The organism is Bradyrhizobium sp. USDA 326 (assembly GCF_049739485.1).
Lineage (GTDB): Bacteria > Pseudomonadota > Alphaproteobacteria > Rhizobiales > Xanthobacteraceae > Bradyrhizobium.
Map to the genome: position 1 here is coordinate 4,893,091 of NZ_JBMGQA010000001.1, position 19,343 is coordinate 4,912,433.

The window sequence follows — 19,343 nt, forward strand, 5'->3', positions numbered from 1 at the left end:
AGCGAGTTCGCCGCACCTTTCTCGCTGCCCTCTGCCGCAATGGCAAACGGCACCTCAACTGCCGGCACATCGCCTCACATTAACAGAAATCCATCCAGCTTGATTTCAATCAATTCCCTGCGAGGGTGAATGTGATTTCTGGCAGCGAGTTCTTTCAGAGAGAATCCGCATGAGCCAGCCATCCATCTCCAAATCCATGACCATCGGTGAAAGCGGCTTGGCTGTCGTGTTCGCAATCACCGCTTTCCTTTGCGTGATCGCCTCGGCCAAGGCGCTCGATGCGCCCTTCGCCTTCCATGCCGCGCTCAGCGCGGCGGCGAGCCTGGCTGCGGTGTTCTTCATCGTCAACCGCTACTTCGAACGGCCGGCGGCGCTGCCGCCCCAGGAGATCAACGGCCGCCCGAACTACAACATGGGGCCGATCAAGTTCTCCGCCTTCATGGCGATGTTCTGGGGCATTGCCGGATTCCTCGTTGGCCTCATCATCGCCTCGCAACTGGCCTGGCCCGCGCTGAACTTCGATCTGCCCTGGATCAGCTTCGGCCGCCTGCGCCCGCTGCACACCTCCGCCGTGATCTTCGCCTTCGGCGGCAACGTGTTGATCGCGACCTCCTTCTACGTGGTGCAGAAGTCCTGCCGCGCGCGCCTCGCCGGTGACCTCGCGCCGTGGTTCGTCGTGCTCGGCTACAACTTCTTCATTCTGATCGCCGGCACCGGCTATCTGCTCGGTGTCACCCAATCGAAGGAATATGCCGAGCCGGAATGGTACGCCGATCTGTGGCTAACCATCGTCTGGGTCGCCTATCTGCTCGTCTTCCTTGCCACCATCTTCAAGCGCAAGGAGCCGCACATCTTCGTCGCGAACTGGTTCTATCTCGCCTTCATCGTGACGATCGCGGTCCTGCATCTCGGCAACAATCCGGCGCTCCCCGTCTCGGTGTTCGGCTCGAAGTCCTACATCGCCTGGGGCGGCATCCAGGACGCCATGTTCCAGTGGTGGTACGGCCACAACGCGGTCGGCTTCTTCCTGACCGCCGGCTTCCTCGCCATCATGTACTACTTCATCCCGAAGCGCGCCGAGCGGCCGATCTATTCCTACCGGCTCTCGATCATCCACTTCTGGGCGCTGATCTTCCTCTACATCTGGGCCGGCCCGCACCATCTGCACTACACGGCGCTGCCGGACTGGACGCAGACGCTCGGCATGACCTTCTCGATCATGCTGTGGATGCCCTCCTGGGGCGGCATGATCAACGGCCTGATGACGCTGTCGGGTGCCTGGGACAAGCTGCGCACCGATCCCGTGCTGCGCATGCTCGTGGTCTCCGTGGCCTTCTACGGCATGTCGACCTTCGAGGGCCCGATGATGTCGATCAAGGTGGTCAACTCGCTCAGCCACTACACCGACTGGACCATCGGCCACGTGCACTCCGGCGCGCTCGGCTGGGTCGGCTTCGTTTCCTTCGGCGCGCTCTACTGCCTGGTGCCGTGGGCCTGGAATCGCAAGGGCCTCTACAGCCTGAAGCTCGTCAACTGGCACTTCTGGATCGCCACCCTCGGCATCGTTCTCTACATCTCGGCGATGTGGGTGTCCGGCATCCTTCAGGGCCTGATGTGGCGCGCCTACACCTCGCTCGGCTTCCTCGAATATTCCTTCATCGAGACCGTCGAGGCGATGCATCCCTTCTACATCATCCGCGCCGCCGGCGGCGGGCTGTTCCTGATCGGCGCGCTGATCATGGCCTACAATCTCTGGATGACAGTTCGCGTCGGCGAACAGGAAGTCCAGATGCCCGTCGCTCTTCAGCCGGCGGAATGAGGAGCTAAAGCAATGTCGTTCTGGACACGCCACCAAGTCTTCGAAAAGAACTCGATCATCCTGGTCGTCGGCATCTTGCTGGTGATCGCGATCGGCGGTCTCGTCGAGATCACGCCGCTGTTCTACCTCAAGAGCACGATCGAGAAGGTCGACGGGGTCAGGCCCTATACGCCGCTGGAGCTCGCCGGACGCAACGTCTACGTCCGCGAGGGCTGCTATCTCTGCCATTCGCAGATGGTCCGGCCCTTGCGCGACGAGGTCGAGCGCTACGGCCACTTCTCGCTCGCCGCCGAGAGCATGTTCGACCATCCGTTCCAGTGGGGCTCCAAGCGGACCGGTCCGGATCTCGCCCGTGTCGGCGCCAAATATTCCGACGACTGGCACGTCACCCATCTGACCAATCCGCGTGCGATCGTGCCGCAGTCGGTGATGCCGGGCTATCCGTTCCTCAGCAAGACCGAGATCGACCCGGACGCGATCGCCGGCGACATGCGCACGCTCAGGACCGTCGGCGTACCCTATAGCGACGAGCAGATCGCCAACGCAGCCGCCGACCTGAAGGCCCAGGCCGATCCGGACAATGCCGGCACCGATGCCTTCGGCAAGCGCTACGCCAAGGCCGTCGTGCGCAATTTCGACGGCAAGTCCGGCACGCCGACGGAGATGGATGCGCTGATCGCGTACCTGCAGATGCTCGGCACGCTGGTCGACTTCAAGATCTACAACGAGAAAGCCAATCTTCGCTGAGAAGGCATGAACGATGAAAGCCATCCTGACCGTCCATAATCTTGCGTCCGATCTCGTGACGACGATCTGGACACCGGTGTTCGTCGCGATCTTTCTCGCGATCGTCGCCTACGCATTCTGGCCCCGTAACAAGGCTGTGTTCGACAAAGCAGCGCACCTGCCGTTGCGGGAGGAGTAGAGAGCCATGACCGATCATTCTAGCGACATCGATTCCGTCTCCGGCAAGTCCACGACCGGACACGAGTGGGACGGCATCAAGGAGCTCAACACGCCGCTGCCGCGCTGGTGGGTGATCACCTTCTATCTCACCATCGTCTGGGCGATCGGCTACTGGATCGTCTATCCGGCCTGGCCGCTGATCTCCAGCAACACCGCCGGCGTGTTCGGCTACTCCTCGCGCGCCGACGTCGCGGTCGAGCTCGCCAACCTCGAGAAGATCCGCGGTGACAAGATGGTGGCGCTGGGTGCGGCCTCGCTCGCCGACATCGAGAAGGACCCGGCTCTGCTGGCGCTCGCCCGCGCCAAGGGCAAGACCGTGTTCGGCGACAATTGCGCGCCGTGCCACGGCTCCGGCGCCGCTGGCGCCAAGGGCTATCCGAACCTGAACGACGACGACTGGCTGTGGGGCGGCTCGCTCGACCAGATCATGCAGACCATCCAGTTCGGCGCGCGTTCCGGTCATGCCAAGACGCATGAGGGCCAGATGCTCGCCTTCGGCAAGGACGGCGTGCTGAAGCCGGACGAGATCGTCACGGTCGCCAATTACGTGCGGTCGCTGTCTGGCCTTTCGACCCGCAACGGCTATGACGCCGCCAAGGGCGAGAAGATCTTTGCGGAGAATTGCGCCGCCTGTCACGGCGATGCCGGCAAGGGCAACCAGGAGCTCGGCGCACCGAACCTGACCGACAAGATCTGGCTGTACGGCTCCGACGAGGCTAGCCTGATCGAGACCATCAGCCAGGGCCGCGCCGGTGTGATGCCGGCGTGGGAAGGCCGGCTCGATCCCGCCACCATCAAGGCGATGGCGGTCTATGTCCACTCGCTCGGAGGCGGCAAATAGCCGATCCATGACCGTCGACTTCCGACGGGGGCGAAGAAAAGCGCCCCCGTTTGCGTTGGATCAAGGGACTTTCCGGCGTCGGGTCTAGGTTTAATCGCACCTCTTGAAAGATTCAGCGATGAACAAGGCCGTCAATCCGAACGAACTGAAGCCTGCGGACGACAGCGCGCCGCTCTACGCGGCGCGCAAGAAGGTGTACCCCCAGAGCGTCTCGGGCACGTTTCGGCGGATCAAATGGACCCTGATGGCGATCTGCCTCGGCGTCTACTATTTCCTGCCGTTCGTACGCTGGAACCGGGGCCTCGGCGCCCCCAGCCAGGCGGTGCTGATCGATCTTCCCAACAGCCGCTTCTATTTCTTCTTCATCGAGCTGTGGCCGCAGGAGGTCTACTACTTCACCGGCCTGCTGATCGTGGCCGCGGTGGCGCTGTTCCTGATGAACTCGGTCGGCGGCCGCATCTGGTGCGGCTATCTCTGCCCGCAGACGGTGTGGACCGACCTGTTCTACGCCGTCGAACGTCTGGTCGAGGGGGACCGGCGCGAGCGGATGAAGAAGGACAAATCGTCCGATCCGCTGAAGCTCGAGCGCATCTCCGAGATCGTGCTCAAGCATTCGATCTGGCTCATGATCGCGTGGTGGACAGGCGGCGCCTGGGTGCTCTATTTCAACGATGCGCCGACCCTGGTGAAGGAGCTCGTCACCTTCCAGGCGCCGATGATCGCCTATATCTGGATCGGCATCCTCACCGCGACGACCTACCTCCTCGCCGGTTTCATGCGCGAGCAGGTCTGCACCTATATGTGCCCGTGGCCGCGCATTCAGGCCGCGCTCACGGACGAATGGGCGCTCAACGTCACCTATCGCTACGATCGCGGCGAGAAGCGCACCTCGGTGAAGAAGGCGGCCGAGCTGCGCGCGCTGGGCCAGCAGGTCGGCGATTGCGTCGACTGCTACCAATGCGTCGCGGTCTGCCCGACCGGCATCGACATCCGCAACGGACCGCAGCTCGAATGCATCCAGTGCGGGCTCTGCATCGACGCCTGCGACAACGTGATGGCGAAGATCGGCCGGCCGAAGCGCCTGATCGGCTACGACAACGACATCAACATCCACCGCCGCCAGGAAGGCAAGGCGCCGATCTACCGCATCGTCCGCGCCCGCACCATCGTCTACAGCGCGATCATCGCGGCGGTCGGCGGCATCATGATCTACACGCTCGCGACCCGCAGCCTGCTCGACGTCAACGTGCTGCACGACCGCAATCCGGTTGCGGTCAGGCTCAGCGACGGCTCGATCCGCAACGCCTACACGGTGCGGCTGCTCAACAAGAGCGGGTACGACCGCGCCATCGCGATCGACGTGGAGGGGCCGGTCAATCCCAGGATGCACGTCATCGGCGTCGATTCGGTGACGCCGGATCGCCCGATCATCGTGATTCCGCGCGACTCCACCAGCGAGCTGCGGCTGCTCGTCACCGCACCGGCCGACAACAATCCGGAGAAGTCGATTCCCGTCCGCTTCCACGTCATGGATATCGGACTGGGTGTCGCCGCGAGTGCCACCGACAATTTCGTCGCGCCTTAAGGATCAGGAGACTGCCATGGCTTCCAAGCCTCTGACCGGAACCAAGGTCTTGCTGATGCTGGTTGCTTTCTTCGGCGTCGTGATCGGCGTCAACGCGACCATGATGAAGCTCGCGATCGCGACGCTGCCCGGCACCGACGTCGACAGTCCCTATGCCGCGGGCCTCGTCTATGACCGCGAAATCTCGGCGGCGCAGGACCAGGCCGCGCGCAAATGGAAGGTCAATGCCCATATCGAGCGCCGCAACGACGGCGGCGCCTCGGTCCAGGTCGAGGCCCGCGATGCCGGCGGCCAGCCGATCTCCGGGCTGAAGTTCGGCGGCCGGCTGGAGCGGCCGACCGACAAGCGTGCCGATCTCGCCGTCGAGCTCACCGAATCCGGCATCGGCCTCTATCGCGGCAGTGCCGCGTCCGTCGCGCCGGGCCAATGGGACCTGGTGATCGAGGGTGAGGCGCGGGGAGCGCGCGTGTTCCTGTCGCGCAACCGCGTAATCCTGAACTGAAGGGCTTCGTCATGCAAGTCACGCGGGACTTCTCGCACTACATCCGGAGCGCGGGCGAAGGCATCCAGCACATCGATCTCGCGGTCGAAGGCGTTCACTGCGCCGGGTGCATGGCCAAGATCGAGCGCGGCCTGTCTGCCATCCCCGACGTCACGCTGGCGCGCGTGAACCTCACCGACCGCCGCGTCGCACTGGAATGGAAGGCGGGCACGCTCGACCCTGGTCGTTTCATCGATCGCCTCCAGGAGCTCGGCTACAAGGCCTATCCGTTCGAGACCGAGAGCGCGGAGGAGGCCGAGGTCGCCGAATCCCGTTTCCTGCTGCGGTGCCTCGGCGTCGCGGCGTTCGCCACCATGAACGTGATGATGCTGTCGATCCCGGTGTGGTCGGGCAACGTCTCGGACATGCTGCCCGAGCAGCGCGACTTCTTCCACTGGCTGTCGGCGCTGATCGCGCTGCCGGCGGCGGCCTATGCCGGCCAGCCGTTCTTCCGCTCCGCCTGGCGCGCGCTGTCGGCGAAGACGACCAACATGGACGTGCCGATCTCGATCGGCGTGATCCTCGCGCTCGGCATGTCCGTGGTCGAGACCATCCACCACGCCGAGCACGCCTATTTCGACGCGGCGATCATGCTGCTGACCTTCCTGCTGGTCGGCCGCTTCCTCGACCAGAACATGCGGCGGCGGACCCGCGCGGTGGCCGGCAATCTCGCGGCGTTGAAGGCGGAGACGGCTGCGAAGTTCGTAGGTCCCGACGAAATCTCGCAAGTGCCCGTGGCCGCTATTCACGTCGGCGACATCGTGCTTCTGCGGCCCGGCGAGCGCTGCGCAGTCGACGGCACCGTGATCGAGGGGCGTTCCGAGATCGACCAGAGCCTGATCACCGGCGAGACGCTCTACGTCACGGCCGAGCAGGGCACGCCGGTCTATGCCGGATCGATGAACATCTCCGGGACGCTGCGGGTGCGGGTCTCGGCCGCCTCGGAGGCGACGCTGCTCGCCGAGATCACGCGGCTGCTCGACAACGCGCTGCAGGCGCGCTCGCGCTACATGCGGCTCGCCGACCGCGCCTCGCGGCTGTATGCGCCGGTGGTGCATGCGACCGCGCTTCTGACCATTCTCGGCTGGGTCATCGCCGGCGCGAGCTGGCATGATGCGATCGTGACTGGTGTTGCCGTCCTCATCATTACCTGCCCCTGTGCGCTGGGCCTTGCCATTCCGACCGTGCAGACGGTCGGCTCCGGCGCGATGTTCAAGTCCGGGGTGCTGCTGAACTCCGGCGACGCGATCGAGCGGCTGGCAGAAGCCGACCATGTCATCTTCGACAAGACCGGTACGCTGACGCTGCCCGATCTCGAAGTGATGAATGCGGCCGACATTCCCGCCGATATCTTCGAGCTCGCCGGCCGGCTCGCGCTGTCGAGCCATCATCCGGTCGCTGCCGCCGTCGCTCAGGCGGCCGACGCGAAATCTCCGATCGTCGGTGCGGTCGAGGAGCCCGGGCAGGGCGTCCGCGCCACCGTGGACGGCGTCGAGCTTCGCCTCGGCCGTCCGTCCTTCTGCGGTGCCGAGGCGCTGGTCGGCGAGGCCACGCTCGATCCCGAAGCCTCCATCGTCGCCTTCAGCAAGGGCAGCCACAGATTCATCCTCTCGGTGCGCCAGGGCCTGCGTCCCGATGCGCAGGCCGTGGTCGCGGCGTTGAAGGCGCGCAAGATCGGCATCGAGATCCTGTCCGGCGACCGCGAGCCGGCGGTGAAGGCGGCGGCGCATGCGCTGGCCATTCCCGAGTGGCGCGCCGGCGTCACGCCGGCCGACAAGATCGCGCGGATCGAGGAGCTGAAGCAGCGCGGCGCCAAGGTGCTGATGGTCGGCGACGGCATGAACGATGCGCCGTCATTGGCGGCAGCTCATGTGTCGATGTCGCCGATCTCGGCCGCGCATCTCAGCCAGGCCACCGCCGATCTCGTCTTCCTTGGCCGGCCGCTCGCCCCAGTGGTTGCCGCCATCGATGCTTCGCGAAGAGCGCTGCACCTGATGCGGCAGAACCTCTGGCTTGCGATCGGCTACAACGTGCTTGCCGTTCCGGTCGCGATCAGCGGCATCGTGACGCCCCTGATCGCGGCAGCGGCCATGAGCGGATCCTCGATCCTGGTCATGCTGAATTCGCTGCGTGCCCGCAGCGCCTCGCGGGAGATCGTGTGATGGAGATCCTGGTCATCCTGGTCCCGCTGGCTTTGATGCTCGGAGGTGCCGGTCTCGTCGCCTTCCTCTGGTCGCTGCGCAGCGGCCAGTACGACGATCTCGACGGTGCCGCCTGGCGCGCGATCGCCGACGACGAGCCGCCGCAGGAGGCCCCAGTCGAGCGTTAGCGCTTCAGGTCGAAGGTCAGCAAGGCTGCCAGCACGAGCGCCACGCCCACACCGGCGACGCAGGCCTGCCAGCCGAAAGCATCGAACAGCCGGCCGAGCACGGCAGTGCCGACGAGCCCGCCGCAGAAGTAACACGCAAGGTAGGTCCCGCTGGCGATGCCGCGGTTGTCGGTTGCGGCCTGTCCGACGAAACCCGTCGCGGCGGCCTGCGCGAAGAATGTGCCGATGCCGACCAGAACCATGCCGGCAAGCACCGCGCCCAGATGCGGCGCCAGCATCAAGGGCAGGCCCAGCCCGGCGACAGCGAGCGCGCTCCAGATCGTGGGCCGCGTTCCCAGCCGTGCGGCCACCCTGCCGGCCAGAAGCGTGGTGACGATGGACGGCAGGAAGACGAAGTAGACGAGGCCCAGATCCATCATGCCGAGCGACAGCGGCGGCCGCACCAGCACGAAATTGACGAAGGTGAAGGTGCCGATGAAGGCGAACAGGATGCAGAAGCCGATGCCGAAAGCGGCGCGCAGCCTCCGATTGCGCCAATGCGCGATGCTGGCGGAGAGGGGCGAAGCCGCCGGGATCGTCGCATGCATCGGCTGAACGCGCTGGATGGTGAAATAGACCAGCACCGCGCCGGCAAGATTGAGCCCTGCGAAGAAATAGAAGTTCGAGGCAAGGCCGAGGCCGTCGGCAACCGCCGCCGAGATCAGCCGGCCGACGAGATTGCTGGCGACATTGCCGGTGATATAGGCGGCAAACGCGCTGCCGGCATCCGTGGCGCTGCATTGCTCGCCGAGATGGGCGAGAGTGAGCGCAAAGGCGGACGCCATGCAGAGACCCTGTGCCACGCGCAGAGCGGTGAAGACGACAAGATCCGGCGCAGACGCCAGCAGGCTGGTGGGAATCGCAAGGAGCGTCAGGCTGAGCAGGATGCCGGTCCGCCGGTCGATATGCGGGCTGAAGAAGCCGACGACGAGGCCGGCGACCGCCATGCCGAAGGTGCTGGCATTGACGGCAAAGCCCATCGCTGCGGGGGTGACGCCGTAGTGCCGCGTCAGCGAGGGAAGGATCGCCTGCGTCGCGAAGAGGTCGACGACGGTGAGGAATGCGGTGAGGCCGATCACGAGCGAGCGAAACGCGAGACCGGAGGAATGCGCCTCCATCGTCATCGCGGCCGGTTTGATGGAAGCGGAAAGATCGGCCATGGCCTGATTGTCCTGCGAGGAATGTGGCGCCCGGCATGCGGGGCGGCATGGGGGATCCCGGGCGCCACACCGGTAACGAGTGCGCTGGGGCTGGAGGCGCTCGTTACATGTGATGGTCGTTGGGGTCCTTGCGGACGTCGCCGACATAGAGAATGACGGTCTCCCTGCCGAGATTCTTCCACCAATGCGAGGTGCCGTAGACTTCGGGGCGGATGTCGCCGGCCCTGTGCACGATCGGATCGACGCAATTGGAGGCGTATTCGACGATCTCGCCCTGCTGCACGAAGATCAGGGCGGGGCGATCGTCATGGCTGTGCCAGGGCACGATGCCGCCGGGCGCGATGGTCAACTTGCGGAAGCGCAGCTCGCGGCCCTCGATATGCGCCGGCTGCTTGCCGAGGTCGATCGCTCCGAGCGTGACATCGGTCACGCCGACCGCTTTGTGGTCGACCATCTGTTGTGCGTTCGGCTTGATCTTGCCGGCCGGGCATTCGCCGGCGAATATCGGCTGCGCCGAAAGTGTCAGCGCGCCGATCATTGCAAGGCCTGGCCAGGTCAGGCGCGACAGAGCGTGGCTCGTGGACATGGGGAGGTCTCCTGTGTTGGCCGCAACCTCGCTGGTCGCCGGCTGTGGCAGCAGCTTCTTCGAGCCACGCCTCGTCCTGAAATGCCCTTTCGCTCTCGCTGCAATAGCTCGGCGCTATGCCGATAGGCGGCGGCTATCGAACTGATTGTGGATCGGCATTTCCGCTCGCGCGGCTTCCACCGTTCGATGGCAAGGCGCCCGATTGGCGGGCGTTAACGTCAATCCGGAGGAGCATCCCATGACAAGACTGTCCAAGACCCTGATCGTCACCGCCGCGTTCGCGGTCATCGCCACATCGGCGCTCTCGGAGGGCGCCTGGGATTTCAAGGCCGGCATGGCGTACGTCTATGGCGGGCCCGGCAAGATGTCGGCGATGGCGATGGCGCCCGCCGAGAAGAACCACGAGGCCATGATGAAGCACGCGAAGAAGGTACCCGAGAACACGGTCTTCTTCATGGACAACGGCACGCTGTACTCCGCTTCGGGTCGGCTCGATCCCACCGGCAACTTCTACGTGAACTGAACCGATCCCGGCATCGTGGCCGCCCCTTGCGGGCGGCCGAACCGGGAAACTAGTATTCACCCCAAGGGAATGCCGGAGCAGAAAGATGACGTCTCTCTCGCCAGCCGACGCCGAACAGCTCAGGCTCGCCTTCCAGCGCTGCCGCGACATGGATGGCACCCTGAACGAACAGCTCCGCGCCTATGCCGATGCCAGCCGCGAGGTCTTCCCGGCCTATGGTGAGGCGGTCGATCGCCTGGTGGCGCGGTTGGACGGAAACGGCGGTGGCGGGACCGCGCCGCACCCGGGCGATGCAATGCCGCCGTTCATGCTGCCTGACGAGGGCGGGCGCCTCGTCGCGCTGCCCGCGCTGCTGGAGCGCGGTCCGCTCGCCGTGATGTTCTTCCGCGGCCATTGGTGCCCCTATTGCCGGCTCAATGTCCGCGCCGTCGTCCAGGCGCTCGACCGCATTAAGGCCATGGGCGCGCAGGTGGTCGCGATCATGCCGGAGACGCAGGAATATACCGGGCAGCTCAAGGCCGAATCCGGCGCGCCGTTTCCGATCCTGACCGATCTCGACAACGGCTACGCACTGTCGCTCAATCTCGCGATCTGGCTCGGCGCCGAGATTCAGCAACTGCTGTCCTATCAGGACATGGCGAAATTCCACGGCAATGACGGCTGGATACTGCCGATCCCGGCCGTGTTCGTCGTCGGCCGCGACGGCATCGTGAAAGCCCGCTTCGTCGATCCGGATTTTCGCAAGCGCATGGAGATCGACGACCTGATCGAAGCGCTGGAGAGCGCGAGCCGGGAGCGCTGAGGCGCGCACTTTTCTCCACCCTCTTCCCTTGTGGGAGAGGGTGGCTCGCCGCGAAGCGGCGAGACGGGTGAGGGGTCTCCATGCTCACGGACGCTAGCGCGATTGGAGAGAGCCCCTCATCCGGCGCTTCGCGCCACCTTCTCCCGCAAGGGGAAAAATTGAGCCCCATAGACCCCCACGGAGCCCCATAGAGAATTTCTAACTCCTTGTTATCGCTCATCTATGCCCCATACTCTGACGCAGAGCCCCGAGCGGGGAAACACACAGTTTAGGGACATTTCGGCGGATACGAGGACACATGGCACGCAGCATCTATTCTGAAAAACTGAAGAACCGAACCAACCGGCTCAAGCTCCCACCGAAACGCAAACCATACAAGGTTCTGATCGCGCCGGGCATCTTTCTGGCCTACCGGCGCAATGCAGGTCGCCGCGTTGAAGGCGACGACAGACGTCGCGACGCGCCGGGCACATGGTCGGTCGAGTGCCAATGGTTGAAGCGCTTCGCGCTCGCCGACGATTACGAGGACGCCAACGGCACCAGCGTGATGAGCTATCATCAGGCCATGGCGCGCGCGCTGAAGCTGGCGCGCGGCAGCGATGCCGACAGCGACAAGCCTGTCACGGTCGCCGAGGCCATCGATGCCTATGCGACCGATCTCGCGGCGCGCGGCGGTGCCAAGTACAACGCGACATCGGTCCGCAACCACATGACATCGGCGATGCTGTCCAAGGTGGTGATGCTGCTGACCGAGACCGAGCTGCGCGACTGGCGCAACGGGCTGATCGCCAAGGGCCTCAAGGTTTCGTCCGCCAACCGCATCGGCAAATCGCTCAAGGCCGCGCTTGCGCTGGCTGCCAAGCGCGACCGCAAGCGCATCACAAACGTCGGGGCATGGAAGGAAGGCCTGAAGCCGCTCAAGGCCAAGGGCACCAACGCCCCGCCGCGTGACAACTACTATCTGCCGGACGCTACCATTCTCGCTATCGTGCGCGAGTGCTACGTCGAGGACGCCGAGTTCGGCGCGATGATCGAGACGCTGGCGGGGACTGGGGTGCGCGAGTCGCAGGCGTTGAAGCTCTGGCCTGATGATCTACAGGACGACGACCCCGAAGCGCCGCGCCTGATGATGTGGTGCTCCGCCAAGGGCCGGGACCGCGATCCCGAACAGCGCGCGCTGCCGATCACGCCGAAGCTGGCGCAGATGCTGCGGGCGCGGGCGATTGCACGCAAGTCAAACCGTCTGCTGTTCGACCGCATCTGGAATATGTCGGCCCGTTTCCGCATCGTGCTGGAGCGTCTCGGTCTCGATCTGACGCTGACCCCGTACACGCTGCGGCATTCATCGATCATCCGGCAAATCCGCAGGGGCACCCATCTGCGCATCATCGCCTTCAACCACGATACGTCCGTGCAGGAGATCGAACGCACCTATGCGCGATACCTTAATCCGGTGGCCGAAGACGCGCGCAAGGGACTGCTCGCCGACGACGTCCCGGTGCTGGACAACGTCGTCAGACTGGCCCGATAATGACGTCGGGCCGGTGGTGCTCTCAACACCCCGGCCCGACTGACCTCTCACCCGATGGATCGCAGCCATGGGTAAGATCGACGACCCGTATACACCAGAGCAGCGCGCCCTGCTGAAAAAGTTCGTGCGCAACTTCACGCCAGAGGAGCGGGCCGCGCTCAGGATCAAGCGCATCGATCTCAAGCCACCTCTTTCGGCTAAAGTCCGCAAAACGAGTCTTGTGCCTAAATCGACTGGCGCATCTGCGCCGGTTCAAAACCGCGCACGCAGAGACGGCAAGCAGAAGAAGAAGACGCGGGCGCCGAAAAAGGAAGGGCCGAAGGAACGCCGTGTCAATGCGATTGCGCGCGACCTCTGGCCGCCCAGCGGTAAGCCCCCGGCAAAGCTCCTGAATGTCGAGATCGTCAAAAAGGTCGGTGACGTCTACCAGCGGCGACACGACGGGCAAACGGTAGACCGCACTACCATCCTCCGAAGCCAGACCATCGGTCGCCTGCGCCCGCCGCGCTGATAGTGCTGGTGTGGATTTTGTGGATGCACAAATCCGCAGTCGGATAGGTCCGCTGGCTATTTTGTGGATGCACAAATCCACACTCGCATTTTTTCGGTGTCGCTCCATGCTTCTCCGCGTCATCAGACGGGAGCCCACGCAATGGCCACGCTATCGAAGGCAGAGAACGCCGCCGCACTGAGGAAAGCCGGCATTCAGCGCAAGTCGTTTTCACGAGCCGAGCTGTGCGCGCGCAACGACATCTCACCGGAGTTCTACAAAAAACTGCAACGTCTCGGACTAGGTCCGCGCGAGACCCAGATACTCGACCGCTTCGTGATCACCGTCGAGGACGAGGCGGCATGGTTGCAGAAGCTCCAGAAGAATGCCGCCAGCAAGACGAAGGCGGAGGCCTAACGAGCGACCGCCCCGGAAAGGGGGCAACCGGGGCGGTGCATTCACTCTCTGTCGCTGATCGTCATCTATGCCTTGGCTGGCGAAGGTGACGGTAGCGCGAAGCCGAGAGGCACGCAATGCCGGACGCCGAAGCCAAGCAGCCCCGCACCTTCCTAGAGCGCGACGACTGGCTGCGCGCGGTCCTAGCGTCCGATTTGCCGCACGCGGCTGTACGGGTCGCGCTGGCCATTGGAGCCCATCTCCATGTGAAGTCCGGCCGCTGCGACCCATCCGTCGACGACATCAAAGCCTCCAGCAACGTCCCGAAGCGTTCCGTCTATCGTCAGATCGCGCTGCTGGAGCAAGCGGGTTGGATCACGCCTCAGCGCGGCGGCCGAGGACCGGGCCAGCGCAATCAATACATCCTGTCTTACCCTGTCAGCTTTGACACCCTTAAGGGTGTCAAAGCTGTGGCAGGGTTATACCCCGCTTACCCTGTCTCCAGTGACACTCTCAAGGGTGCCAGAAAGGGCACTTTAGGGTGCCATACGGTGGCAGCACATAAAGAGCGACAAGCGAAGAAAGAGAGAGAGGGAAGATATATATCTCAGCCGCCCCTCGATGTTGTTGCTCCGCTGAGTTCCGGTGACGACGCGCGGTCGAAGCCGGATCAAAAGCACGCACAAAAAGCCAGTGATGATGCTGATAATAGTAGCATCAGCGATGCCGCCGCCGCCTTCGCCGAATTCTGGGCCCTCTATCCGCTAAAGGTCGGCAAGCTCGACGCCGAGAAGGCCTACCTCGCCAAAGCCAAGGCCGGGACCGCCACCGCCATCATGAACGCTGGAGCCGCGCGCTACGCCGCCGAGCGCTCCGGGCAGGACCCGAAGTTCACGAAGCATCCAGCGAAGTGGATCAAGGGCGAATGCTGGAACGACGAACCGTCCAGCACGGGCGCGGTCACCCTCGACAACAGCGGCACCGGCAACGTCGTCGCCGAAGCTGATCAGGAGCAAAGCGTCGATGACTATCTGACGCAGCTCGTCGGCCCTCACAAAAACTGGTACGGCACATGACCGCGCTGATTCAATTTCCCCGCAACGCGGTCGCGCTCCGCGAAATGCAGACGCAAGGCCACGCGCTGATCGGTTCGACGCTGCGTGCATTGGCTTCGCCGTTCGAAGTGGCTGGCCGTTGCAGCGAGGAGCTGCGCGAGCTGCGGCTCACCAGCGCCGCCCAACTACGTCGCGGCAATCTCGCGGACGCCAAGGTAAATCACGCCCGGATGCTGAGACGCGCCGCCGCCGTCAATGCCGCGCACACCGCGCTCTGGACGGTCGCGCATCCGCACATGGTGGCGACGCCCGTCGTCACGGTCCATATCGCGCACATGATGCTTTCGGTGCTGTTGCGCTCGGTTGGGAAGGTTAAGAACGTCGAGACCGAAGCGCTGCTCGCAGAGTGCATCGGGATGTTTGATCCGACATCCGACGTCGTCGGCAAGGCGACCGGCATGTGGGTGCCAATCAGCAAGCATCCGGTGATCCTCGCGCTCGCGGTGCGCAAGTTGATCTACGGGTCGGTGTTCACGTCGGCCGAGGAATTCCGCAAAGCGATGCTGGCGGCGCGAGGCACGATCCTGCATCTCGTCAGCGACACCGAGAGCTGGAGTGGACTGCTTCGCAATTGCGACCGCTGCGTCTTCGAACATGATCGCGTCGCGTGGGACGCAGCTTACGCGCGGGTCGGAGCCGACGTGGCGCGCGTGATGCAGGACTCCGACGAAGAAGGTTACGAGGATGACGACGGCGAGTACGTGCCGCCGTCGCCGCGCTGGGCGGCGCTGCAAGCGATGATTGGGGCCGGCAATGAACCGCCATCCCGTTGACCAGCTCGCCGATGTCCGCGCCGAGATCAAGTTGCTCCGCGAGCGCGAGCAGCAACTGCGCGCGGAGATACTTCGGACGGGCGACATGATCGGCGACGACAACGAGGCGACGCTCACCGAGATGGCGACCGAGCGCGTCGATCTGGAGCTGATGAAGCAGGAGCTGGGAATGATCACGGTGCGCCCGTACTTGCGCAAGCAGATGGTGGCCCGGCTACAGCTCAGGCCCGCGAGCAAGCCACGGACCGGGAGGATAACATGACCTATGACCCCGCGTTCGAGCAGCGAGTCTACGTCGCCATCGGCGCCGCGATCAGGCAGGCCTCGATGATCGGCGACGACGTCGCGGCGGTGCGGGTCGCCGAAACCACGCGGGCCCTGATGCGCGCGCTCGGTATGACGATAGCCATGGCTCCGGAAAGCGCCGACGAGGACACCGTCGCTCGCCTGCAGGACGATCTCGCCGACCAGATCGAACGCGCCCGCCGCAATACGAAACTCGCCGAGTTCGTGCGGCGCACGCGACCGGTGGGACGGGCGTGATGGACGACCGCGCCGACCGGATGTCGGCAACCGAGAGGAGACAACCATGACCAAGAAAAGCGATGCCTTCGCGGATTTGATCCTGTTCATCGACGGATTTGGCCAGCAATACGACAAGGATTTTCCCGGTTTGACCGACGCGCTGACCATCACGATCGTGGAATGGCTTGATCCAGCGATGGCCTCGCATCGCAAACCGACAGAACCAGCACCAGAAGAACAAACCGCCGATTGATCGACCGCACCGACCCGACGTCGAGGGAGATGATCAATGGCGACCTATCACGTCTGGGGCCGCAAGCGCACCGAGAGCCGCGTCATGATCAACATCATCGTCGATGCTCACGGTCAACCGGCACCGCAGATCGCGCGGCGCATCGTCGGCCCTGACTACGTCTTGCACGGGATCGCTCGTCTGATCCCGCACCCGGTGCCTGATGCGATGAAGAATCGGCCGCTCTCGATTGAGGAGCTGTTCGTGGCGGTGCCTGCGCTGAACCCGCGCCGACCGGATGTCGAAGGGCTGAAACCCGAAAGGCGCGGCGGGTGATCCGTGTCGAGCATGGCGGAGCCCAAGAATGGGTAAGCGTTCGAACTTTGAGCGTCGGGAGGCGGACTTCTACGCGACACCGCGCGCAGCCGTGGTCCCGCTCATCCCGTATTTGCGCGGCATCCGGACTTTTGCCGAGCCTTGCGATGGCGACGGCGATCTGGTCCGGCATCTGGAGTCTTTCGGGTTGCGCTGCGTCTATGCCGGTGACATCCGCACCGGGCGGGATGCGCTGGCGTTCGATCAGTATGGCAATGCCGATGCGATCATCACCAACCCGCCCTATACGCGCGAAGTGATGCACCGGATGATCACCCACTTCTCGCGCATCGCACCGACGTGGCTATTGCTCGAATCCGATTGGGCGCAGACCAAACAGGCCGCGCCGTTCATCCCATACTGCTCGGATATCGTTGCTATCGGGCGTGTCAAATGGATCGCGGGATCGAAGCATACCGGCAAGGAGAATTTTGGATGGTGCAAGTTCGATGCGGCGCACCGGAGCGGGCCCGCCTTTCATGGGCGAGGTAACGGCGCTTTGATGCCAGAGCAGCGCAGGACGTGCGAGCAGTGCGGTAAGGCCTACACACCCCATCGCTCCACGTCGCGGTTTTGCTCCGGAGCTTGCAGGACGCGCGCCTGCCGCGAACGCCTTAGCGTTACATCTAGCGTTACAGCCTGACATGCTCCGCCGTCCGCCATTGTCGCCACCATCGTCCGCATCGAAGCGGCAGCGGCGGCGCGAGCGGCGACGGCTGGCGCAGCGACGCTATCGACAGAACGTGGCGGATCATGCCGTCATTGTGCCCGTGAAGGTCGGTCCCTCGTTGCTGGACTATCTGGTGCGCGTCGTCCGCTGGCTCGACGAGGCCGATGCCAAGGATGCGCGCAAGATCGGCGAGGCCATCACGCGAGGACTGATGGAAGCGGCGGAAGCAGACGCGGCGAAGCGGTGAGGAATCCAAAAAAAAATCCGTGATCCTACTTCACAGGCTGCCCGGAAGCCGTGCCATCTTGCCGGGCATGAGCAACGCCAGACCAATTCCGCTCCGGCCCGATCCCAACGCCGTCGCACGCGAATGGCGAGCGTCGTTCATCGACGATGCGACCGTCACCGTGCTGTCGCGGATGCGCAAGACCGGCGCCGACGAAGTCCGTCTGGAGTTGCGCGCTCCTGTCGAGCCGCTGAAGCAAGGTGACGTTCCGGGCGACAGCGTTGCCGCATTGATGCTGCTGGCACCGCAGAGTGCCGCCGCCAAACTGTTCGGCCTCGCCGTCAACGTTGATCTCGCCGGCATTTCCAGCTTCTCGTTTCCGCTGCCGTCGAACTTCACGGAAGCGAAATTCGTCGCCGAAGGCGCGCCGATCAGTGTCGGCATGGGCGCGTTCGCCGGGATGCTGTTGGGGCCCGTGCGCAAGGTCGCTCTGATCGGCGCGCTGACGGGCGAGCTGGAAAACCTGTCGGCTCCCGTCGCCAGCGTCATCATCGGCCACGTTCTCAAGGTCGCGGTCGATAAGGGGCTCGCCAAGGTGCTGTTCAGCGCCGACGCGGCCACCGAAGCCGCGCCCGCCGGGCTGCTTTACGGCGTCACGCCCCTCACCGCTGGCGCGTCGATGTCGGAGGATGTTGCGGCACTGGTCGCGGCGATTACTGCGGCCGGGGTCGATGCCGAGAGCGTCGTGTTCGTCATGGCCGCCGAGCAGGCTGTCGCGGTCCGGCTCGCGGCTGGCCCGCTGTTCTCCTATCGCGTGATTGGTGCGCCGATTGCGCCCGGCACCATCATTGCCATCGCGACGGATGGCCTCGCTGTTGCGGGCGACGGAATCCCGGTCGTCGATGTGAGCAAGAACGCGGTGCTCCACATGAGCGACACGCCGACCGACATCGGGCTGCCCGCTGTAGCACCCGACCCGAACGTGATCGCGACGCCGGCTGTGAGCATGTTTCAGATCGATGCATTCGCGCTTCGCTGCATCGCTCGCGTGACGTGGAGTGCGGCACCCGGCGCGGTTCAAGTTGTCAACGGCACGGTGTGGTGATTGTGATGGATGAACGAGCCCAAGCAATCCTCGATGATGCCCGCGAGACTCTGGCGCGTATCGCCGACGTCAAGGTCGAGCGCCGCGTTCATCGCGACGACGGCTTTTCGACTGACTGGGCGCGCGGTATGCCGCCGAAGCCAGCGCCGCCGACCATGGCCGAGGTCGAGGCGAAGATCGCTGATGAACTCGATAAGCGGGCGACCGAGCTACAGACCTTCGTGAGGCGCGCAATCACCACCGCGAAGGCAGAGCACCAAGCCGAGCACGAGGGACTATGGCTCGATGTCTTCGGAGCGGCGATTGCTGAGGAGCGCAAACGTCGCCGGGCCGAAGTCGGAGATGAGATCGAGAAGCTCCGCGCTGAACTGGCCGAGCTGCGCGCCGATCTGACCATTGCCAAGGCTGCTGCTGATGATCGCGGCGCGGTCGTCGAGGTACCGCAGTTTCTGGAGCGCCGCCGTGCGTGATGATGACGACGAACTGGCCCGCGCGCTCGCCCAAGACTTGAGCGAAAGAGCCACGATCAACGTCCTGCGCGATGACGCCGCCGAGTTGGTCGAGCTGCTCGCGGAATCTGCACCGTTGCCGCCGTTCGGCTCCGCCAGCGCGATGACGACCTACCGGCGGCTGATGTCGGAGCATCAGCGCTGCTGCCGCTTGCAGGCTCGCTTGCGCGCGCTGCTCGGTTAGGACGACATCCTGAAGTTCGGG

The 19,343-nt window shown here is 64.3% G+C and carries 26 protein-coding genes; 24 read left to right on the top strand and 2 right to left on the bottom strand.

Translation table 11 applies throughout. The features are described 5' to 3' along the window. The first annotated feature begins 169 nt into the window (after nucleotides 1–169). From ccoN to ccoS, 8 genes are all read left to right on the top strand, one after another. Nucleotides 170–1,819: a cytochrome-c oxidase, cbb3-type subunit I gene (gene ccoN, locus ABIG06_RS23055; protein WP_124159539.1), complete on the top strand. Its 1,650-nt coding sequence runs from the start codon at nucleotides 170–172 to the stop codon at nucleotides 1,817–1,819. Nucleotides 1,820–1,831: 12 nt separating this feature from the next. Beyond that, nucleotides 1,832–2,566, top strand: a complete 735-nt coding sequence (ccoO, locus tag ABIG06_RS23060; RefSeq protein WP_124159538.1) for a cytochrome-c oxidase, cbb3-type subunit II — start codon at nucleotides 1,832–1,834, stop codon at nucleotides 2,564–2,566. 13 nt (nucleotides 2,567–2,579) lie between these two features. Then, nucleotides 2,580–2,744, top strand: coding sequence for a cbb3-type cytochrome oxidase subunit 3 (locus ABIG06_RS23065; protein ID WP_028179361.1), 165 nt, complete (start codon nucleotides 2,580–2,582; stop codon nucleotides 2,742–2,744). 6 nt (nucleotides 2,745–2,750) lie between these two features. Then, entirely contained in the window at nucleotides 2,751–3,626 is an 876-nt protein-coding gene (gene ccoP, locus ABIG06_RS23070; protein ID WP_370138732.1) for a cytochrome-c oxidase, cbb3-type subunit III, read from the top strand. Nucleotides 3,627–3,744: 118 nt separating this feature from the next. Then, nucleotides 3,745–5,211, top strand: a complete 1,467-nt coding sequence (ccoG, locus tag ABIG06_RS23075) for a cytochrome c oxidase accessory protein CcoG (protein ID WP_370138733.1) — start codon at nucleotides 3,745–3,747, stop codon at nucleotides 5,209–5,211. A 16-nt stretch (nucleotides 5,212–5,227) separates the two neighbouring features. Continuing rightward, complete coding sequence (locus ABIG06_RS23080; protein ID WP_370138734.1) at nucleotides 5,228–5,713, top strand: FixH family protein; 486 nt, start codon at nucleotides 5,228–5,230, stop codon at nucleotides 5,711–5,713. A gap of 11 nt (nucleotides 5,714–5,724) precedes the next feature. Then, entirely contained in the window at nucleotides 5,725–7,914 is a 2,190-nt protein-coding gene (locus tag ABIG06_RS23085; RefSeq protein ID WP_370138735.1) for a cation-translocating P-type ATPase, read from the top strand. Further along, nucleotides 7,914–8,081 carry a cbb3-type cytochrome oxidase assembly protein CcoS gene (gene ccoS / locus ABIG06_RS23090; protein ID WP_061878267.1) on the top strand — a complete coding sequence of 56 codons (168 nt, stop codon included), beginning with the start codon at nucleotides 7,914–7,916 and terminating at the stop codon, nucleotides 8,079–8,081. The genes ABIG06_RS23085 and ccoS overlap by 1 nt, the downstream gene beginning before the upstream one ends. Here ccoS and ABIG06_RS23095 read toward each other — a convergent pair. Further along, the gene (locus tag ABIG06_RS23095; protein WP_370138736.1) at nucleotides 8,078–9,280 is read right to left on the bottom strand and encodes an MFS transporter; all 1,203 of its coding nucleotides are present in this window, start codon (nucleotides 9,278–9,280) and stop codon (nucleotides 8,078–8,080) included. The two genes, ccoS and ABIG06_RS23095, sit on opposite strands and share 4 nt — an antisense overlap. 103 nt (nucleotides 9,281–9,383) lie before the next feature. After that, nucleotides 9,384–9,866 (bottom strand): cupin, encoded by a 483-nt coding sequence (locus ABIG06_RS23100; protein ID WP_370138737.1) that lies wholly within the window; start codon nucleotides 9,864–9,866, stop codon nucleotides 9,384–9,386. Between the two features lie 238 nt (nucleotides 9,867–10,104). Here ABIG06_RS23100 and ABIG06_RS23105 point away from each other — a divergent pair, with 238 nt between their 5' ends. The 16 genes from ABIG06_RS23105 (at nucleotide 10,105) to ABIG06_RS23180 (ending at nucleotide 19,322) form a co-directional block, all read left to right on the top strand. Beyond that, nucleotides 10,105–10,389 carry a hypothetical protein gene (locus tag ABIG06_RS23105; RefSeq protein WP_370138738.1) on the top strand — a complete coding sequence of 95 codons (285 nt, stop codon included), beginning with the start codon at nucleotides 10,105–10,107 and terminating at the stop codon, nucleotides 10,387–10,389. Nucleotides 10,390–10,474: 85 nt separating this feature from the next. Further along, nucleotides 10,475–11,191, top strand: coding sequence for a peroxiredoxin-like family protein (locus tag ABIG06_RS23110; RefSeq protein WP_370138739.1), 717 nt, complete (start codon nucleotides 10,475–10,477; stop codon nucleotides 11,189–11,191). Between the two features lie 298 nt (nucleotides 11,192–11,489). Continuing rightward, on the top strand, nucleotides 11,490–12,722 hold the full coding sequence (locus ABIG06_RS23115; RefSeq protein ID WP_124162070.1) for a tyrosine-type recombinase/integrase: 1,233 nt from the start codon (nucleotides 11,490–11,492) through the stop codon (nucleotides 12,720–12,722). Between the two features lie 67 nt (nucleotides 12,723–12,789). Beyond that, nucleotides 12,790–13,233 carry a hypothetical protein gene (locus tag ABIG06_RS23120; protein WP_370138740.1) on the top strand — a complete coding sequence of 148 codons (444 nt, stop codon included), beginning with the start codon at nucleotides 12,790–12,792 and terminating at the stop codon, nucleotides 13,231–13,233. Nucleotides 13,234–13,374: 141 nt separating this feature from the next. Next, the gene (locus tag ABIG06_RS23125) at nucleotides 13,375–13,629 is read left to right on the top strand and encodes a hypothetical protein (protein ID WP_124162072.1); all 255 of its coding nucleotides are present in this window, start codon (nucleotides 13,375–13,377) and stop codon (nucleotides 13,627–13,629) included. A 116-nt stretch (nucleotides 13,630–13,745) separates the two neighbouring features. Next, nucleotides 13,746–14,684 carry a helix-turn-helix domain-containing protein gene (locus tag ABIG06_RS23130; RefSeq protein ID WP_124162073.1) on the top strand — a complete coding sequence of 313 codons (939 nt, stop codon included), beginning with the start codon at nucleotides 13,746–13,748 and terminating at the stop codon, nucleotides 14,682–14,684. Beyond that, nucleotides 14,681–15,496: a hypothetical protein gene (locus tag ABIG06_RS23135; RefSeq protein ID WP_124162074.1), complete on the top strand. Its 816-nt coding sequence runs from the start codon at nucleotides 14,681–14,683 to the stop codon at nucleotides 15,494–15,496. The genes ABIG06_RS23130 and ABIG06_RS23135 overlap by 4 nt, the downstream gene beginning before the upstream one ends. After that, the gene (locus tag ABIG06_RS23140) at nucleotides 15,477–15,758 is read left to right on the top strand and encodes a hypothetical protein (RefSeq protein WP_124162075.1); all 282 of its coding nucleotides are present in this window, start codon (nucleotides 15,477–15,479) and stop codon (nucleotides 15,756–15,758) included. Before ABIG06_RS23135 ends, ABIG06_RS23140 begins: the two co-directional genes overlap by 20 nt. Then, the gene (locus tag ABIG06_RS23145) at nucleotides 15,755–16,039 is read left to right on the top strand and encodes a hypothetical protein (RefSeq protein WP_370138741.1); all 285 of its coding nucleotides are present in this window, start codon (nucleotides 15,755–15,757) and stop codon (nucleotides 16,037–16,039) included. The genes ABIG06_RS23140 and ABIG06_RS23145 overlap by 4 nt, the downstream gene beginning before the upstream one ends. Nucleotides 16,040–16,085: 46 nt before the next feature. Then, nucleotides 16,086–16,274, top strand: coding sequence for a hypothetical protein (locus ABIG06_RS23150; RefSeq protein WP_370138742.1), 189 nt, complete (start codon nucleotides 16,086–16,088; stop codon nucleotides 16,272–16,274). Nucleotides 16,275–16,310: 36 nt separating this feature from the next. Next, nucleotides 16,311–16,589 carry a hypothetical protein gene (locus tag ABIG06_RS23155; RefSeq protein ID WP_370138743.1) on the top strand — a complete coding sequence of 93 codons (279 nt, stop codon included), beginning with the start codon at nucleotides 16,311–16,313 and terminating at the stop codon, nucleotides 16,587–16,589. Nucleotides 16,590–16,617: 28 nt separating this feature from the next. Next, a complete protein-coding gene (locus tag ABIG06_RS23160; RefSeq protein ID WP_245454580.1) occupies nucleotides 16,618–17,271 on the top strand; it encodes a hypothetical protein in 654 nt (217 codons plus the stop codon). Nucleotides 17,272–17,371: 100 nt separating this feature from the next. Next, nucleotides 17,372–17,545: a hypothetical protein gene (locus tag ABIG06_RS23165; RefSeq protein WP_158626765.1), complete on the top strand. Its 174-nt coding sequence runs from the start codon at nucleotides 17,372–17,374 to the stop codon at nucleotides 17,543–17,545. 67 nt (nucleotides 17,546–17,612) lie between these two features. After that, nucleotides 17,613–18,629 (top strand): hypothetical protein, encoded by a 1,017-nt coding sequence (locus ABIG06_RS23170; RefSeq protein ID WP_124162078.1) that lies wholly within the window; start codon nucleotides 17,613–17,615, stop codon nucleotides 18,627–18,629. Continuing rightward, nucleotides 18,626–19,099, top strand: a complete 474-nt coding sequence (locus ABIG06_RS23175; RefSeq protein ID WP_124162079.1) for a hypothetical protein — start codon at nucleotides 18,626–18,628, stop codon at nucleotides 19,097–19,099. Before ABIG06_RS23170 ends, ABIG06_RS23175 begins: the two co-directional genes overlap by 4 nt. Then, nucleotides 19,092–19,322, top strand: coding sequence for a hypothetical protein (locus ABIG06_RS23180; protein ID WP_124162080.1), 231 nt, complete (start codon nucleotides 19,092–19,094; stop codon nucleotides 19,320–19,322). The genes ABIG06_RS23175 and ABIG06_RS23180 overlap by 8 nt, the downstream gene beginning before the upstream one ends. The last annotated feature ends 21 nt before the right edge of the window (nucleotides 19,323–19,343 follow it).

What these genes read in the sequence shown, in the direction of transcription:
- ccoN (WP_124159539.1), top strand. Translation starts at nt 170, where the DNA reads ATGAGCCAGCCATCCATCTCCAAATCCATGACCATCGGTGAAAGCGGC.
- ccoO (WP_124159538.1), top strand. Translation starts at nt 1,832, where the DNA reads ATGTCGTTCTGGACACGCCACCAAGTCTTCGAAAAGAACTCGATCATC.
- ABIG06_RS23065 (WP_028179361.1), top strand. Translation starts at nt 2,580, where the DNA reads ATGAAAGCCATCCTGACCGTCCATAATCTTGCGTCCGATCTCGTGACG.
- ccoP (WP_370138732.1), top strand. Translation starts at nt 2,751, where the DNA reads ATGACCGATCATTCTAGCGACATCGATTCCGTCTCCGGCAAGTCCACG.
- ccoG (WP_370138733.1), top strand. Translation starts at nt 3,745, where the DNA reads ATGAACAAGGCCGTCAATCCGAACGAACTGAAGCCTGCGGACGACAGC.
- ABIG06_RS23080 (WP_370138734.1), top strand. Translation starts at nt 5,228, where the DNA reads ATGGCTTCCAAGCCTCTGACCGGAACCAAGGTCTTGCTGATGCTGGTT.
- ABIG06_RS23085 (WP_370138735.1), top strand. Translation starts at nt 5,725, where the DNA reads ATGCAAGTCACGCGGGACTTCTCGCACTACATCCGGAGCGCGGGCGAA.
- ccoS (WP_061878267.1), top strand. Translation starts at nt 7,914, where the DNA reads ATGGAGATCCTGGTCATCCTGGTCCCGCTGGCTTTGATGCTCGGAGGT.
- ABIG06_RS23095 (WP_370138736.1), bottom strand. Translation starts at nt 9,280, where the DNA reads ATGGCCGATCTTTCCGCTTCCATCAAACCGGCCGCGATGACGATGGAG.
- ABIG06_RS23100 (WP_370138737.1), bottom strand. Translation starts at nt 9,866, where the DNA reads ATGTCCACGAGCCACGCTCTGTCGCGCCTGACCTGGCCAGGCCTTGCA.
- ABIG06_RS23105 (WP_370138738.1), top strand. Translation starts at nt 10,105, where the DNA reads ATGACAAGACTGTCCAAGACCCTGATCGTCACCGCCGCGTTCGCGGTC.
- ABIG06_RS23110 (WP_370138739.1), top strand. Translation starts at nt 10,475, where the DNA reads ATGACGTCTCTCTCGCCAGCCGACGCCGAACAGCTCAGGCTCGCCTTC.
- ABIG06_RS23115 (WP_124162070.1), top strand. Translation starts at nt 11,490, where the DNA reads ATGGCACGCAGCATCTATTCTGAAAAACTGAAGAACCGAACCAACCGG.
- ABIG06_RS23120 (WP_370138740.1), top strand. Translation starts at nt 12,790, where the DNA reads ATGGGTAAGATCGACGACCCGTATACACCAGAGCAGCGCGCCCTGCTG.
- ABIG06_RS23125 (WP_124162072.1), top strand. Translation starts at nt 13,375, where the DNA reads ATGGCCACGCTATCGAAGGCAGAGAACGCCGCCGCACTGAGGAAAGCC.
- ABIG06_RS23130 (WP_124162073.1), top strand. Translation starts at nt 13,746, where the DNA reads ATGCCGGACGCCGAAGCCAAGCAGCCCCGCACCTTCCTAGAGCGCGAC.
- ABIG06_RS23135 (WP_124162074.1), top strand. Translation starts at nt 14,681, where the DNA reads ATGACCGCGCTGATTCAATTTCCCCGCAACGCGGTCGCGCTCCGCGAA.
- ABIG06_RS23140 (WP_124162075.1), top strand. Translation starts at nt 15,477, where the DNA reads ATGAACCGCCATCCCGTTGACCAGCTCGCCGATGTCCGCGCCGAGATC.
- ABIG06_RS23145 (WP_370138741.1), top strand. Translation starts at nt 15,755, where the DNA reads ATGACCTATGACCCCGCGTTCGAGCAGCGAGTCTACGTCGCCATCGGC.
- ABIG06_RS23150 (WP_370138742.1), top strand. Translation starts at nt 16,086, where the DNA reads ATGACCAAGAAAAGCGATGCCTTCGCGGATTTGATCCTGTTCATCGAC.
- ABIG06_RS23155 (WP_370138743.1), top strand. Translation starts at nt 16,311, where the DNA reads ATGGCGACCTATCACGTCTGGGGCCGCAAGCGCACCGAGAGCCGCGTC.
- ABIG06_RS23160 (WP_245454580.1), top strand. Translation starts at nt 16,618, where the DNA reads ATGGGTAAGCGTTCGAACTTTGAGCGTCGGGAGGCGGACTTCTACGCG.
- ABIG06_RS23170 (WP_124162078.1), top strand. Translation starts at nt 17,613, where the DNA reads ATGAGCAACGCCAGACCAATTCCGCTCCGGCCCGATCCCAACGCCGTC.